The organism is Oryzisolibacter sp. LB2S, assembly GCF_040732315.1.
Classification (GTDB): domain Bacteria; phylum Pseudomonadota; class Gammaproteobacteria; order Burkholderiales; family Burkholderiaceae_C; genus Alicycliphilus; species Alicycliphilus soli.
Genome location: NZ_CP160388.1, coordinates 3,190,611 through 3,204,335 on the forward strand (window position 1 = coordinate 3,190,611; position 13,725 = coordinate 3,204,335).

A 13,725-nucleotide genomic window follows, 5' to 3' on the forward strand; every position below is an offset into this window, starting at 1 on the left:
CATGCCGCTATCGACCGCCACGACCACGCCGCGCGCACCCTGGCGCTGGGCCGTGGCCGGGCTGTGCCTGGGCGCGCTGCCCGCGCTGCTGCTGTGGGCGCCCGCGCGCTGGCTGGCGTCCGCCGTGGCGCAGGCCAGCGGCGGGCAGCTGCAGCTGCAGCAGGCGAGCGGCACGGTGTGGACCGGGTCGGCCCGCCTGGTGCTGACGGGCGGCGCCGGCAGCGACGACCGGGCCGCGCTGCCCGGGCGCGTGCACTGGTCACTGCGCCCGGCCTGGGGCGGCGTGCGCATGCGCCTTGCGGCCGACTGCTGCACCACGGCGCCGCTGGCGCTTGAGGCCAGCGCCGGCCTGAGCCGGCTGCGCGTGCAGGTGGCCGACGGCCAGAGCCAATGGCCGGCCGGCGTGCTCGGCGGCCTGGGCACGCCCTGGAACACCGTGCAGCCGCAGGGCCGGCTGCAGCTCGTCACGCAGGGCCTGGCGCTGCAGTGGAGCGCCGGGCGCATGCAGATCGATGGCCGGGTGCAGCTCGATGCGCTGGCCATGTCCTCGCGCCTGTCCACGCTCAGGCCCATGGGCAGTTACCGGCTGGTGCTGCAGGGCCAGGGCAGCGATGCGCCCAGCCTGCAGCTGTCCACGCTGGACGGCGCGCTGCTGCTGTCGGGCAGCGGCCAGTGGGTGGGGCAGCGCCTGCGCTTTACCGGCGAGGCCAGCGCCGCGCCCGAGCGCGAGGCGGCCCTGGCCAATCTTCTGAACATCATCGGACGGCGCAGCGGCGCGCGTTCCATCATCACCCTGGGGTGAACCTATGCCTTTGTATTCCCGACGTCGCCTGCGATTCGCTCTTCATTCAATAGCTGCCAGCGCTTTACTGGTAAGCGCCGGAGGCCAAATTCATGCTCAAAACACGAGGTCTGCGAACGCCGGCAGCGTGCGCGCGAGCGAGCCCGTGACGCTGAACTTTGCCAACGCCGACATCGAGGCCGTGGCGCGCACCATGGCCACCATCACGGGCAGGAACGTGGTGGTGGACCCGCGCGTCAAGGGCCAGATCAATCTGGTGACGGAGAACGCCGTCACGCCCACGGCGGCCTTCCAGCAGTTTCTGGCCGCGCTGCGCCTGCAGGGCTTCACGGTGGTCGAGTCGGGCGGGCTGTACAAGGTCGTGCCCGAGGCCGACGCCAAGCTGCAGACCGGCTCGGTGAGCGTGTCCCAGGGCGGGCGCGGCGGCACACCGGCGGGCGGGCAGATCGTCACACAGATCTTCAAGCTCAACTTCGAGAACGCGAACAATCTGGTGCCCGTGCTGCGCCCCCTGATCAGCCCGAACAACACCATCAACGTCAACCCCGGCAACAACTCGCTGGTGATCACCGACTATGCCGACAACCTGCAGCGCCTGGCGCGCATCGTCGCGGCCATGGACGTGTCCAACGCCACCGATGTGGAGGTGATTCCGCTGCAGCATGCGATCGCCTCGGACCTCGCGCCGCTGGTCTCGCGCCTGATCGAGGGCGGCGGCAGCGGCGCCACGCCCGCGGCGGCCCAGGGGCAGACGGACACCTCGTTCAAGACCACGCTGCTGCCCGAGCCGCACAGCAACGCCATCATCGTGCGCGCGGCCAACCCGGCGCGCCTGGCCCAGGTACGCTCGCTCGTGGCCCGGCTCGACCAGCCCGCGGCGCCGGGCAGCTCGGCGGCCAGCGGCAACATCCACGTGGTGTACCTGAAGAATGCCGACGCCGTGAAGCTCGCGGCCACGCTGCGCGCCGCGCTTGCGGCGACCGCGGGCGGCGCTGGCGGCACCACCCAGACGGGCACAGGTGCGGGCCAGGGCAGCGGCCTCACCTCCACCGGGCTGGGCAGCACGGGCGGCATGGGGCAGAGCAGTCTGTCCGCGGCCGGCAGCAGCAGCACCGGCGGTGGCCTGGGCACGGGCAGCGGCGGCGGGCTGAACCGCGGCGGCGCGAGCGGCAACCAGCCGAGCACGGGCGGCATGATCCAGGCCGACCCGACGACCAACTCGCTCATCATCTCCGCGCCCGAGCCGCAGTACCGCCAGATTCGCGCGGTCATCGACAAGCTCGACGGCCGGCGCGCGCAGGTGCTCATCGAGAGCCTGATCGTCGAGGTCGCGGCCAACAAGGTGGCCGAGTTCGGCATCCAGTGGCAGACCGCCTTCGGCAACTACGGCCAGGGCGCGGTGGGCGTGATCGGCACCAACTCCAGCGTCTCGGGCGGCAACATCATCGACCTGGCCGTGGCCGCGGCCTCGGGCAATGCCGCCAACCTGTCCAGCCAGGCGCTGGCACGCGGCATGAACCTGGCTGTCGCACCGCGCATCAACGGCAAGTACTACCTGGGCTTGCTGGCCAACTTCCTCGAGAACACGGGCGACGCCAACGTGCTGTCCACGCCGAATCTGATGACGCTGGACAACGAGGAGGCGCAGATCGTCATCGGCAACAACGTGCCCTTTGTCACGGGCTCCTACGCCAACACCACGGGCGGCAGCACGGTCAGCCCCTTCACCACCGTGGAGCGCAAGGACGTGGGCCTGATGCTGCGCGTGCGCCCGACGATCAACGAGAACGGCACCGTCAAGCTCACGCTCTACCAGGAGGTCTCCAAGGTCAACGAGAGCACGCTCAAGGACAGCAACGGCCCGACGACGAGCAAGCGCTCCATCGAGTCCACGGTGATGGTGGACGACGGCAGCGTCATCGTGCTCGGCGGCCTGCTCGAGGACAGCTACGCGCTGAGCCAGGACAAGGTGCCGCTGATGGGCGACCTGCCCGTGGTCGGCAGCCTGTTCCGCAACGAGAATCGCTCGCGCAAGAAAACCAATCTGATGGTGTTTCTGCGCCCCATGGTGATACGCGACAACGCCACCAGCGACGCGCTGATGATGGACCGCTACGAGGCCATACGCGCGCTGCAGCAAAGCACCCAGCCCGCGCCCAGCGCGGTGATGCGCGCGGTCTCCGACGCGCCCGTGCTGCCGGCGCTTCCGGGCGGCGCGAACGGCTCGGGCACGCCCGGGACGACGCTCGCGCCGCTGGCGCCCCAGGCGCCCGCGCCCGCACCCGCACGCAGCACGCCCGCGGCTGCCGACGACAACCTCTACACCCCGCAATAAGGCCCCGGCATGCGCCACCCCCTGCCCTACGCCTTTGCGCGCGGCCACCAGCTGCTGCTGGAGGACGACGGCCAGCAGCTCACGCTCTGGCACGGCCCCGCGCCCGACGCCAGCGCCCTGTCCGAGGTGCTGCGCAAGCACGCAGTGCAGCAGTTCATGCAGACCGAGGCCGCCGCCCTGGCCCAGCGCATCAGCGCCGCCTACGCGCAGAGCGAGTCGAGCGCCGCCACCGTGGTCAGCGAGGTCGAGGAGGAGGCCGACCTCTCGCGCATGATGCAGGAGCTGCCCGCGGTGGAGGACCTGCTCGAGTCCGCGGGCGACGCGCCCATCATCCGCATGCTCAACGCCCTGCTCACCCAGGCCGTGCGCGACGGCGCGAGCGACATCCACATCGAGCCCTACGAGCGCCATTCCAGCGTGCGCTTTCGCGTCGACGGGACGCTGCGCGAGGTGGTGCAGCCCAACCGCGCACTGCACGCGGCGCTCATCAGCCGCCTGAAGATCATGGCGGACCTGGACATTTCCGAAAAGCGCCTGCCGCAGGACGGCCGCATCAGCCTGCGGCTGGGCACGCGCGCCATCGACGTGCGCGTCTCCACCCTGCCCAACGCCCATGGCGAGCGCGCCGTGCTGCGCCTGTTGGACAAGAGCGAGAGCAAGCTGAGCCTGGAGGCCGTGGGCATGCAGGGCGAGACGCTGGCGCGGCTGGAGTCCCTGATTGCCCAGCCGCACGGCATCATCCTCGTGACCGGCCCCACGGGCTCGGGCAAGACCACCACGCTGTACGCCGCGCTCTCGCGCCTGGACGCGAGCCGCAGCAACATCATGACGGTGGAAGACCCGATCGAGTACGAGCTGCCCGGCGTGGGCCAGACCCAGGTCAACAGCAAGATCGAGCTCACGTTCGCCAAGGCCCTGCGCGCCATCCTGCGCCAGGACCCGGACGTGATCATGATCGGCGAGATCCGCGACTTCGAGACCGCGCAGATCGCCATCCAGGCCAGCCTGACGGGTCACCTGGTGCTGGCCACGCTGCACACCAACGACGCGGCCAGCGCCGTCACGCGCCTGACCGACATGGGGGTGGAGCCGTTCCTGCTGTCCTCATCCCTCCTGGGCGTGCTGGCCCAGCGCCTGGTGCGCCGGTACTGCGGCCACTGCCACGGCGGCAGCAACGGCACGGGCTGCGCGCATTGCGGCCACACGGGCTACGCGGGCCGCACCGGCGTGTTCGAGCTGCTCGTGGTGGACGACGCGCTGCGCGCCCTGATCCACGGCCAGGCGGCCGAGGCCGAGCTGCGCGCCCAGGCCCAGTCCGGCGGCATGAGGCTGATGCGCGAAGACGGCGAGCGCCTGGTCGCGGCCGGCATCACCAGCCGCGAGGAGCTGCTGCGCGTGACGCGCGAGGGGTGAGCGATGGATGAGCTAGCGCGCAGCCACCCGCCGGCGCGTGTGCTGCAGCCCGCGCTGCAGCTCCCTGAGCAGCAGCACCACCTGGCGTGACGCGTGCTGGCAGGCCTTGTGGGCGCGCTCTGCGGCGACGCTCTCGCCGGCCTCGGCGTGGGTGATGAGGGCCGCGGCCTGCTCGTGAAAGTAGCGGTGGCGCCGCAGCAGCATGTCGAAGGCCGGGAAATGCCCCAGGGCAATGCGGCCGCTGCCATGGAGCCACTGACCGAGCTCGGAACAGGTGTCGTCGGCCACCACTTCGGGGCGCAGGCGCTCGTCGCGCGCGCCCTGCAGCACCGTGGCCAGCCAGGGCAGCCAGCGCTCATGCGTGGCAATGGCCGCGTCGATATCGAACTGCGCCATGAGCCTGTTGGCCTCGTCGTCAAACAGCACGAGCTCGCTGGCATCGGTGTCGGGCAGACGCGTCCAGTCCGACGGCGCCTGCAGGCCGTCGGCCCGTGGCTGGAACAATCGACTGAAAAAACCCATACATCTCCCGTCCGCGACAAAGCAAAAAAGCCTCCGGTCTGATGGCGATTCAGCCCCGGAGTAGTTGCATTAGGTTACAAAATGCCAACTTTGATGTCAATTGATTCTCTGTCACCCATGCGTAGCCCGGGGCGTGCAACTGTCAACAATCCATTCCCGTGCGGGCACCGGGTTTCGGCCATGTCTCCACAATGGGCGCCATGAACGCACAGAACTCCCCCTTCCCCCGGCTTTCCATGCTCGACCTCGTCGCCGTGCGCGAGGGCGGCACGGTGGCCCAGGCGCTGGACATCGCCGTGCGCACGGCGCGCCATGCCGAGTCGCTGGGCCTTGCGCGCTACTGGCTCGCCGAGCACCACAACATGCCGGGCATCGCGAGCTCGGCCACGGCCGTGCTCGTGGGCCATGTCGCGGGGGCCACGCGCACGATCCGCGTGGGCTCGGGCGGCATCATGCTGCCCAACCACGCGCCGCTGGTGGTGGCCGAGGCCTTTGGCACGCTGGCCGAGCTCTACCCGGGCCGCATCGACCTGGGCCTGGGGCGCGCGCCCGGCACCGACGGCGCCACCATGCGCGCCCTGCGCCGCGACCGCATGGAGACCGAGGCCGACTTCCCGCGCGACGTGGCCGAGCTGCAGCGGCTGCTGGCGCCCGCCCAGCCCGGCCAGGCCATCGTCGCCATGCCGGGCGCGGGCACCGAGGTGCCCCTGTGGCTGCTCGGCTCGAGCCTGTTCTCGGCCCAGCTGGCGGCGCACATGGGCCTGCCCTACGCGTTCGCCTCGCACTTCGCGCCGCGCATGCTGCACCAGGCCATCAGCCTGTACCGCGAGCTGTTCCGCCCCTCGGCCGCGCTGCAAAAGCCCTATGTGATGATAGGCGTGCCCGTCATCGCCGCGCCCACAGACGAGGAGGCCGAGTACCTGGCGAGCAGCACCTACCAGCGCGTGCTGGGCATCATCACGGGGCGGCGCGGCCGGCTGCAGCCCCCGGTGCAGAACTACCTCGATGGCCTGAGCCTGGCCGAGCGCGGCGCCATCGCCGACTTTCTCGCCGTCGGCGTGGTCGGCGGGCCGGCGCGCGTGCGCGCGGGCCTGGCGGCGCTGGCCGAGGCCACGCGCGCCGACGAGTTCATGCTGGTCAGCGACCTGTTCGATCCCGAGCGGCGCCTCGCGTCGCTGGACATCACGGCACGCGCGATGGATCTGCCTGCGGCTACCATCGCAGCCTGACCGCCCCGATCCCACGCCCATGCCCGCCTATTCCTTCGAAGCCCTGGACAGCCAGGGCCATGTCCGCCGCGGCACGCTCGATGCCGACAGCGCCAAGGCCGCGCGCAACCTGTTGCGCGCGCAGGCGCTGGTGCCGCTGGAAGTGGAGGCACTGTCGCCCGAGGCCGCCGCGGGCGCCGCGCCCACGCTGGCGCAGCGGCTGTTCACGCGGGCGGTGTTCAACGCCACGGGCCTGGCGGTCTGGACACGCCAGCTCGCGGGCCTGGTGGGCGCGGGCCTGCCGCTCGAGCGCGCGCTCACGGCGCTGGCCGACGAGGCCGACGACGAGCGCCAGCGCCACCTGGTGGCGGCGCTGCGCGCCGAGGTCAACGCGGGCAGCACGTTTGCGCGAGCACTGGCCCAGCACCCGCGCGAGTTCTCCGACATCTACTGCGCGGTGATCGGCGCGGGCGAATCGAGTGGCGGCCTGGCCCAGGTGCTCGACAGCCTGGCCGACGACCTGGAGGCGCGCCAGCAGCTGCGCGCCAAGCTCATAGGCGCGGCGCTGTACCCGGCCATCGTGACCCTGGTGGCCATCGTCATCGTGCTCTTCCTCGTGGGCTATGTGGTGCCGCAGGTGGCCAGCGCGTTCGCGGGCAGCAAGCGCGCCCTGCCGTTTCTCACCGTGGTCATGCTGGCCCTGAGCGACCTGGTGCGCAGCTACGGCTGGGCCCTGCTTGGCGCAATAATTTTGATAGCTGCCGGCGCCCGCGTGGCGCTGGCCAGACCCCGATTTCGTGAAAAGTTCGACGCCGCCTGGCTCAGGCTGCCGCTGGTCGGCCGGCTGGCGCGCGGCTACAACGCGGCGCGCTTTGCCGGCACGCTGGCCATGCTGGCCGGCGCCGGCGTGCCCATTCTGCGCGCCCTGCAGGCCGCGGCCGAGACGCTGAACAACCGCGCGCTGCGCGCCGACGCGCTCGAGGCCCTGGTGCTGGTGCGCGAGGGCGCGCCGCTGGCCTCGGCGCTAGCGCAGAAAAAGCGCTTCCCCGGCCTGGTGTCCATGTTTGCGCGCCTGGGCGAGCAGACCGGCCAGCTGCCCACCATGCTCGCGCGCGCGGCCACCCAGCTCGGCACCGAGGTGCAGCGCCGTGCCCTGCAGCTGGCCACCATCCTCGAGCCGCTGCTCATCGTGAGCATGGGGCTGATCGTGATGCTCATCGTGCTGGCGGTGCTGCAGCCCATCATTGAGCTCAATCAGTTCGTGAGATGAAGGAACACCCCCCTGAGGCGCTGCGCGCCATCCCCCCGCTCTCGCATGGCTGCGCCATGCGGGCAGGGGGACGCAGCCGTCGCTGCGGGGCGGCCCTTGCTCGGCTGCCCGCGCTTGCGTTGCGCCAGTTTCATGCGCCGCGCCGCAGGATACCGACATGGCTGCACTGACCCTGAACGACAAGCTCGTCGTCGCCATCTCCTCGCGCGCGCTGTTCGACTTCGAGGAGGAAAACCGCGTCTTCGAGCATGGCGACGACCGCGCCTACGTGGAGCTGCAGCGCGCGCGCCTGGACATTCCGGCGCCGCCCGGCGTGGCGTTCTCGCTGGTCAGAAAGCTGCTGGCCTTCAACCATGGCGGCCACCAGCGCGTGGAGGTGGTGCTGCTGTCGCGCAACGACCCGGTGAGCGGCATGCGCGTGTTCCGCTCCTGCCAGGCCCATGGCCTGCCAAGCGTGCAGCGCGGCGTGTTCACCCAGGGGCGCGAGCCCTTCGGCTACCTGCGGCCGCTGGGCGCACACCTGTTCCTGTCGGCCAACGAGCGCGATGTCCGCGCCGCCCTGCACCTGGGTTATCCGGCGGCGCGCGTGCTCACCGAATCGGTGCAGGCGGGCGACGCCCACCCGCACGAGGTGCGCATTGCGTTTGACGGCGACGCCGTGCTGTTCTCCGACGAGGCCGAGCGCGTCTACCAGTCCGAGGGCCTGGCGGCCTTCCAGCAGCACGAGCAGGCCAAGGCCGCCCAGCCGCTGCCCGAAGGCCCTTTCAAGCCACTGCTGGCCGCCCTGCACCGGCTGCAGCAGGCCGGCGGCGCCCAGATGCGCATACGCACGGCACTGGTCACCGCACGCAGCGCCCCGGCGCACGAGCGCGCCATCCGCACGCTGATGGACTGGAACATCGCCGTGGACGAGGCCATGTTCCTCGGCGGCCTGCCCAAGGGGGAGTTCCTGCGCGAGTTCGAGCCCGACTTCTTCTTCGACGACCAGACGGGCCATGTGAAATCGGCGGCGCGCCATGTGCCCGCGGGCCATGTGCACAGCGGCATTGCCAACATGGCGCCCGAGGCCGCGCCGCAGGGCTGAGAAGCCTGGACCGGGGCCCGCGCCCCGCTTTGCCCACGCGGGACAACGGCAGCACAATGGCGTATCCCCTTCTGCGGAACGACCCATGAAGCGCCGTGATGAATCTTCCGACTGGATGTGGTCCAACGCCCTGGCGGCGCTGGACCACATGGAACGCCTGCACCGCCAGCTGTTTCAGCCGCGCCATGCGGGCGCGCCCGGGTGGGAGCCGCCCGTCGACGTGCTCGAGACCGAGCATGCGCTGCTGATCTACGTGGCCCTGCCCGGCGTGGACGCCTGCGACGTGCACGCGGTCATCGACCAGGGCGCGCTGGTCGTGAGCGGCCACCGCGTGCTGCCCCAGCCGCTGCGCACCGCCGTCATCCACCGCCTGGAGCTGCCGCAGGGCCGCTTCGAGCGCCGCATCGCACTGCCGCCCGGCCGCTACTCGGCCGCCAAGGTGGCGAGCGAGCGCGGCTGTCTGCTCATTCGCCTGGAGAAGACGCCATGAGCGACGCAGGCCACAAGGGCGAAAGCGAGGGCAGCGGCGTCATCCTGGTGGATGCCAGTGGCCAGGCCATCACCACGAACGCGGCGCAGCAGCCCGCCGCCGAGGCCACGCAGACCTTTGCGCCCGACGTGCTGCCCATCGTGCCCATGCGCGAATCGGTGCTGTTTCCGGGCACGGTCTTCCCCATCACCATAGGCCGTGAGGGCTCGGTCCTGGCGGCGCAGCAGGCGCTGCGCGAGGAACGCCCCATAGGCATCCTGATGCAGCGCCAGGCGGGCGACGAGGAGGTCACGCCGGACCAGCTGCACCGCATGGGCACGGTGGCCAACATACTGCGCTACGTGAATCTGCCGGACGGCGAACATCACCTGGTGATCCAGGGTCTGCAGCGCTTTCGCGTGCTCGAATTCGTGCAGCAAGCCCCCTTCCTCGCCGCACGCGTCGAGTTCCTGGACGAGCCGGCACAGGACGGGCCCGAGCTCGCCGCGCGCCTGCTGCTCCTGAAGCAGCAGGCCATGGAGGCGCTGCAGCTGCTGCCGCAGACGCCGCAGCCCCTGGTGCTGGCCGTGCAGTCGGCCAGCGCGGCCGGGGCGCTCGCGGACCTGATCGCCGCCTATTCGGACTTCGAGCCCGCGCAGAAGCAGGAGCTCATCGAGACCACGGATCTGCTCGCTCGCACGGACAAGGTCTCCGCCCTGCTCGCCAGGCGCATAGAGGTGCTGCGGCTGTCGCAGGAGATCGGTGAGCGCACCAAGGCCACGCTCGACGAGAACCAGCGCCGCGCCATCCTGCGCGAGCAGATGGCCTCGATCCAGAAGGCGCTGGGCGAGGACGACGGCAAGGCGCAGGAGGTGGCCGATCTGAGGAAAAGAATTGCCGCCGCCCACATGCCCGACGAGGTCGGCGAGGCCGCGCAGAAGGAGCTGCGCCGCTACGAGCGCATGCCCGACGGCGCCATGGAGGCGGGCATGGTGCGCACCTATCTGGACTGGCTGATCGAGCTGCCCTGGGCCGAGCCCGCGCCGCGCGACATCGACATCGCCGCCGCGCGCCGGGTGCTCGACGAGGACCATTTCGGCCTCGACAAGATCAAGCAGCGCATCGTCGAGTTCCTCGCGGTGCGCAAGCTCGCGCCGCACGGCAAGGCACCCATCCTGTGCTTCGTGGGCCCGCCGGGCGTGGGCAAGACCTCGCTGGGCCAGTCGATCGCGCGCGCCATGGGGCGGCCGTTCGCCCATGTGAGCCTGGGCGGCGTGCACGACGAGTCCGAGATCCGCGGCCACCGGCGCACCTATGTCGGCGCGCTGCCGGGCAACATCATTCAGGCCATCCGCAAGGCCAGGGCGCGCGACTGCGTGATGATGCTCGACGAGATCGACAAGATGGGCCGCGGCATCCAGGGCGACCCTTCGGCCGCCATGCTCGAGGTGCTGGACCCGGCGCAGAACAACGTCTTTCGCGACAACTACCTGGGCGTGCCGTTCGACCTGAGCCGCATGGTGTTCATCACCACCGCCAACACGCTGGAGACCATCCCCGGCCCGCTGCGCGACCGCATGGAGATCGTGCAGCTGTCGAGCTACACCGAGAACGAGAAGTTCCAGATTGCCCGGCGCTACCTGGTGCGCCGCGAGCTAGAGGCCAACGGCGTGAGCGCCGCGCAGGTCACGCTCGCCGACGACGCGATCCGCGCCATCATCCGCGACTACACACGCGAGGCGGGCGTGCGCAACCTGCAGCGCGAGATCGGCCGCGTGCTGCGCCACGCCGCGGTGCGGATCGCCGACGGCTCGGCCACCCAGGTGGCAATCGGCGTGGACGACCTGCACGGCATCCTCGGCCCCAGGCGCTTCGAGAACGAGGTCGCGCTGCGCACCAGCACGCCTGGCGTGGCCACCGGCATGGCCTGGACCCCCGTGGGCGGCGACATCCTGTTCATCGAGGCCACGAGCTACGCCGGCAAGGGCAGCCTCATCCTCACCGGACAGCTGGGCGACGTGATGAAGGAAAGCGCGCAGGCGGCGTTCTCGCTCATCAAGCATCGTGCGCGCGAGCTCGGCATCGACGAGAAGCGACTCGCTCGCATCGACGTGCATGTGCATGTGCCCGAGGGCGCCACGCCCAAGGACGGGCCGAGCGCCGGCGTGGCCATGTTCACGGCCCTGGTGTCCTTGCTCACGGGTCGCACCGTGCGCAGCGACACCGCCATGACGGGCGAGATCAGCCTGCGCGGCCTGGTGCTGCCGATCGGCGGCGTGAAGGAAAAGGTCATCGCGGCCGACGCCGCCGGCATCACACGCGTGATGCTGCCCGCGCGCAACCGGCGCGACTTCGACGAGATTCCCGAGGAGGTGCGCGCGCGCCTGGAGTTCATCTGGCTCGAACGCGTGGACGATGCCATCGCCGCGGCGCTGGAACCAAGATAGACATCGGGGCATGTCGCCCCCCAGGCCGCGCAGCCGGCACGCGGCCCGGTCGGTCACTGCACGCGCCCGCCGGCCTGCTGCGGCGCGAGCACCTTCGTGGGCGCGTGGCCGGTGCCCACGCGCTCATTCATCCTCCCGCACCTTGTACTGACCCGCCAGCTGCTGCTGCACCTGCGGCGGCACGGCCTCGTAATGCGACAGGGCCAGGGTGTAACTGCCCTGGCCCGCGGTGAGGGCGTTGAGGCGGTTCTGGTAGTCCACGAGCTCGGCCAGGGGCACCTGGGCGGTGATGGCCACCTGGCCGGGCCGCGGGCTGTCGGTGCCGCTGACCAGGCCACGGCGCGCCGACAGGTCGCCGGTGATGGCACCCGTGCTGCCATCGGGCGCGGTGATGGTCAGCAGCGCGACAGGCTCGAGCACGGTGGGCGCGGCCTCGCGGATGGCGGCCTGCACGGCCTTTTTGCCGGCCGTGACGAAGGCCACCTCCTTGCTGTCGACCGCATGGTGCTTGCCGTCGTGCACGATGACGCGGATGTCGTGCACGGGGTAGCCGGCGATGACGCCCTCGGCCAGCGCCTCGCGCACGCCCTTCTCGACCGCGGGCATGAACTGGCCCGGAATGGCGCCACCCTTGACCTGATCGACAAACTCGAAGCCCGCGCCGCGCGGCAGCGGCTCGACGCGCAGGTGCACCTCGCCAAACTGCCCGGCGCCACCGCTCTGCTTCTTGTGGCGGTATTGCGCCGCGGCGCCCTGCGCAATGGTTTCGCGGAAGGCGATGCGCGGCGGCCGGGTCTGGACCTCGAACTTGTAGGCACCCTGCAGGCGCTCGAGCAGCATGCGCAGGTGCAGCTCGCCCAGGCCGTAGACCACGGTCTCGTGCGTGCTGGCCAGGCGCTCCATCTTCAGGCAGGGGTCCTCGGCCACGAGCCTGGCCATGACCTCCCACAGGCGCTGCTCGTCGCCGCGCTTGCTGGTCTGCACGGCCAGGCCGTGCACCGGCACCGGCAGGGGCAGCGGGCGCAGGCGGATATGCGCGTCCTCGGCGGCGTCGTGCAGCACGGCGTCGTAGTGCAGCTCGTCGATCTTGCCTATGGTGCAGATGTCGCCCGGCCCGGCGCTGGGCACTTCCACATGGTTCTTGCCCTGCTGCAGGAACAGATGGCCGACCTTGAACGGCTTGCGTCCGTCGCCGATGAACAGCTGCGACGCCGGGGTGATGGTGCCCTGGTGCACGCGCACATAGGCCAGGCGCCCCACGTAGGGGTCTATGCTGATCTTGAACACCTGCGCCAGCACATGGGCCGCCGGGTCGGGGCGTGCGTGCATCAGGGTGGCGGCCTCGCCCTCGCCGTTGAGGAAATCGGGCGGATTGCCCTCGGTGGGGTTGGGCAGCAGGCGCGTGATGATGTCGAGCAGCTCGGCCACGCCGGCGCCGCTGCGCGCCGAGACGAAGCAGACCGGGATCAGGTGGCCCTCGCGCAGGGCCTGCTCCAGCGGGGCGTGCAGCTCGCTGGCGTCGATGTCGCCGTCGTTCAGATAGCGCTCGACGAAGTCGCCATCGACCTCGACCACCTGCTCGACCAGCGCGCGGTGGGCGTCGGCCACGGCCCCGAAGTCGCTCTCGCCCTCGCGGTTGTAGAAGCAGTCCACGACCCGCGTGGCGCCAGCGGCGGGCAGGTTGAGCGGCAGGCATTCGCTGCCGAACTCGGCCTGGATGGAGGCCAGCAGCGCGGGCAGGTCCACCCCCTCGGCGTCGATCTTGTTGACGATGATCAGGCGGTCCTGACGGCGCTCGGCGGCCCAGTCCATCATGCGCCGCGCCATGGGCTCGATGCCGGTGGCGGCGTTGATGACGACGGCGCAGGTCTCCACGGCCTCCAGCGCCGGCAGGCTCTGGCCTATGAAGTCGGGCAGGCCGGGGGTGTCGATCAGGTGCACGCGGCAGTCCTCGTGCGACAGATGCATGCACGACGCCTGCAGCGAGTGCTGGACCTTGATTTCCTGCGGGTCGTGGTCGCTCACGGTGCTGCCGCGCTCCACGCTGCCGATCGCTCCTATGGCGCCGCTGGCCTGCAACAAGGCCTCGGCCAGCGTGGTCTTGCCGGCGGCGCCGGCCCCGACCAGGGCCAGGGTGCGTATCTGTTCCACGGGATTGGGGTTCGCAGTCGTCAT

Annotated in this window: 10 protein-coding genes; 8 read left to right on the forward strand and 2 right to left on the reverse strand. The window is 70.8% G+C overall.

The window, feature by feature from the left end; genetic code table 11:
- Nucleotide 1: 1 nt before the first annotated feature.
- The 3 genes from ABUE11_RS15105 to ABUE11_RS15115 are packed head-to-tail and all read left to right on the forward strand — an operon-like array spanning nt 2 to nt 4,550.
- Entirely contained in the window at nt 2-802 is an 801-nt protein-coding gene (locus ABUE11_RS15105) for a type II secretion system protein N (protein ID WP_367066153.1), read from the forward strand.
- Between the two features lie 4 nt (nt 803-806).
- On the forward strand, nt 807-3,137 hold the full coding sequence (gene gspD / locus ABUE11_RS15110; protein ID WP_367066154.1) for a type II secretion system secretin GspD: 2,331 nt from the start codon (nt 807-809) through the stop codon (nt 3,135-3,137).
- 9 nt (nt 3,138-3,146) lie between these two features.
- Nucleotides 3,147-4,550 carry an ATPase, T2SS/T4P/T4SS family gene (locus tag ABUE11_RS15115; protein ID WP_367066155.1) on the forward strand — a complete coding sequence of 468 codons (1,404 nt, stop codon included), beginning with the start codon at nt 3,147-3,149 and terminating at the stop codon, nt 4,548-4,550.
- Nucleotides 4,551-4,562: 12 nt separating this feature from the next.
- Here ABUE11_RS15115 and ABUE11_RS15120 read toward each other — a convergent pair whose 3' ends face one another.
- Nucleotides 4,563-5,072, reverse strand: a complete 510-nt coding sequence (locus ABUE11_RS15120) for a CZB domain-containing protein (protein ID WP_367066156.1) — start codon at nt 5,070-5,072, stop codon at nt 4,563-4,565.
- 200 nt (nt 5,073-5,272) lie between these two features.
- On the opposite strand from ABUE11_RS15120, the gene ABUE11_RS15125 reads away from it, so the two are divergent.
- The 5 genes from ABUE11_RS15125 (at nt 5,273) to lon (ending at nt 11,550) form a co-directional block, all read left to right on the forward strand.
- A complete protein-coding gene (locus ABUE11_RS15125; RefSeq protein ID WP_367066157.1) occupies nt 5,273-6,301 on the forward strand; it encodes an LLM class flavin-dependent oxidoreductase in 1,029 nt (342 codons plus the stop codon).
- 19 nt (nt 6,302-6,320) lie between these two features.
- Entirely contained in the window at nt 6,321-7,550 is a 1,230-nt protein-coding gene (gene gspF, locus ABUE11_RS15130) for a type II secretion system inner membrane protein GspF (RefSeq protein WP_367066159.1), read from the forward strand.
- A 157-nt stretch (nt 7,551-7,707) separates the two neighbouring features.
- Nucleotides 7,708-8,634 (forward strand): 5'-nucleotidase, encoded by a 927-nt coding sequence (locus tag ABUE11_RS15135; RefSeq protein ID WP_367066160.1) that lies wholly within the window; start codon nt 7,708-7,710, stop codon nt 8,632-8,634.
- Between the two features lie 85 nt (nt 8,635-8,719).
- Nucleotides 8,720-9,124 carry an Hsp20/alpha crystallin family protein gene (locus ABUE11_RS15140; protein ID WP_367066161.1) on the forward strand — a complete coding sequence of 135 codons (405 nt, stop codon included), beginning with the start codon at nt 8,720-8,722 and terminating at the stop codon, nt 9,122-9,124.
- A 146-nt stretch (nt 9,125-9,270) separates the two neighbouring features.
- Complete coding sequence (lon, locus tag ABUE11_RS15145; RefSeq protein WP_367068834.1) at nt 9,271-11,550, forward strand: endopeptidase La; 2,280 nt, start codon at nt 9,271-9,273, stop codon at nt 11,548-11,550.
- A gap of 123 nt (nt 11,551-11,673) precedes the next feature.
- Here the strand turns inward: lon and fusA are convergent, their stop codons facing one another.
- Nucleotides 11,674-13,725 carry an elongation factor G gene (gene fusA, locus ABUE11_RS15150; RefSeq protein WP_367066162.1) on the reverse strand — a complete coding sequence of 684 codons (2,052 nt, stop codon included), beginning with the start codon at nt 13,723-13,725 and terminating at the stop codon, nt 11,674-11,676.

What these genes read in the sequence shown, in the direction of transcription:
- ABUE11_RS15105 (WP_367066153.1), top strand. Translation starts at nt 2, where the DNA reads ATGCCGCTATCGACCGCCACGACCACGCCGCGCGCACCCTGGCGCTGG.
- fusA (WP_367066162.1), bottom strand. Translation starts at nt 13,725, where the DNA reads ATGACGACTGCGAACCCCAATCCCGTGGAACAGATACGCACCCTGGCC.
- ABUE11_RS15120 (WP_367066156.1), bottom strand. Translation starts at nt 5,072, where the DNA reads ATGGGTTTTTTCAGTCGATTGTTCCAGCCACGGGCCGACGGCCTGCAG.
- ABUE11_RS15140 (WP_367066161.1), top strand. Translation starts at nt 8,720, where the DNA reads ATGAAGCGCCGTGATGAATCTTCCGACTGGATGTGGTCCAACGCCCTG.
- ABUE11_RS15125 (WP_367066157.1), top strand. Translation starts at nt 5,273, where the DNA reads ATGAACGCACAGAACTCCCCCTTCCCCCGGCTTTCCATGCTCGACCTC.
- ABUE11_RS15115 (WP_367066155.1), top strand. Translation starts at nt 3,147, where the DNA reads ATGCGCCACCCCCTGCCCTACGCCTTTGCGCGCGGCCACCAGCTGCTG.
- gspF (WP_367066159.1), top strand. Translation starts at nt 6,321, where the DNA reads ATGCCCGCCTATTCCTTCGAAGCCCTGGACAGCCAGGGCCATGTCCGC.
- gspD (WP_367066154.1), top strand. Translation starts at nt 807, where the DNA reads ATGCCTTTGTATTCCCGACGTCGCCTGCGATTCGCTCTTCATTCAATA.
- lon (WP_367068834.1), top strand. Translation starts at nt 9,271, where the DNA reads ATGCGCGAATCGGTGCTGTTTCCGGGCACGGTCTTCCCCATCACCATA.
- ABUE11_RS15135 (WP_367066160.1), top strand. Translation starts at nt 7,708, where the DNA reads ATGGCTGCACTGACCCTGAACGACAAGCTCGTCGTCGCCATCTCCTCG.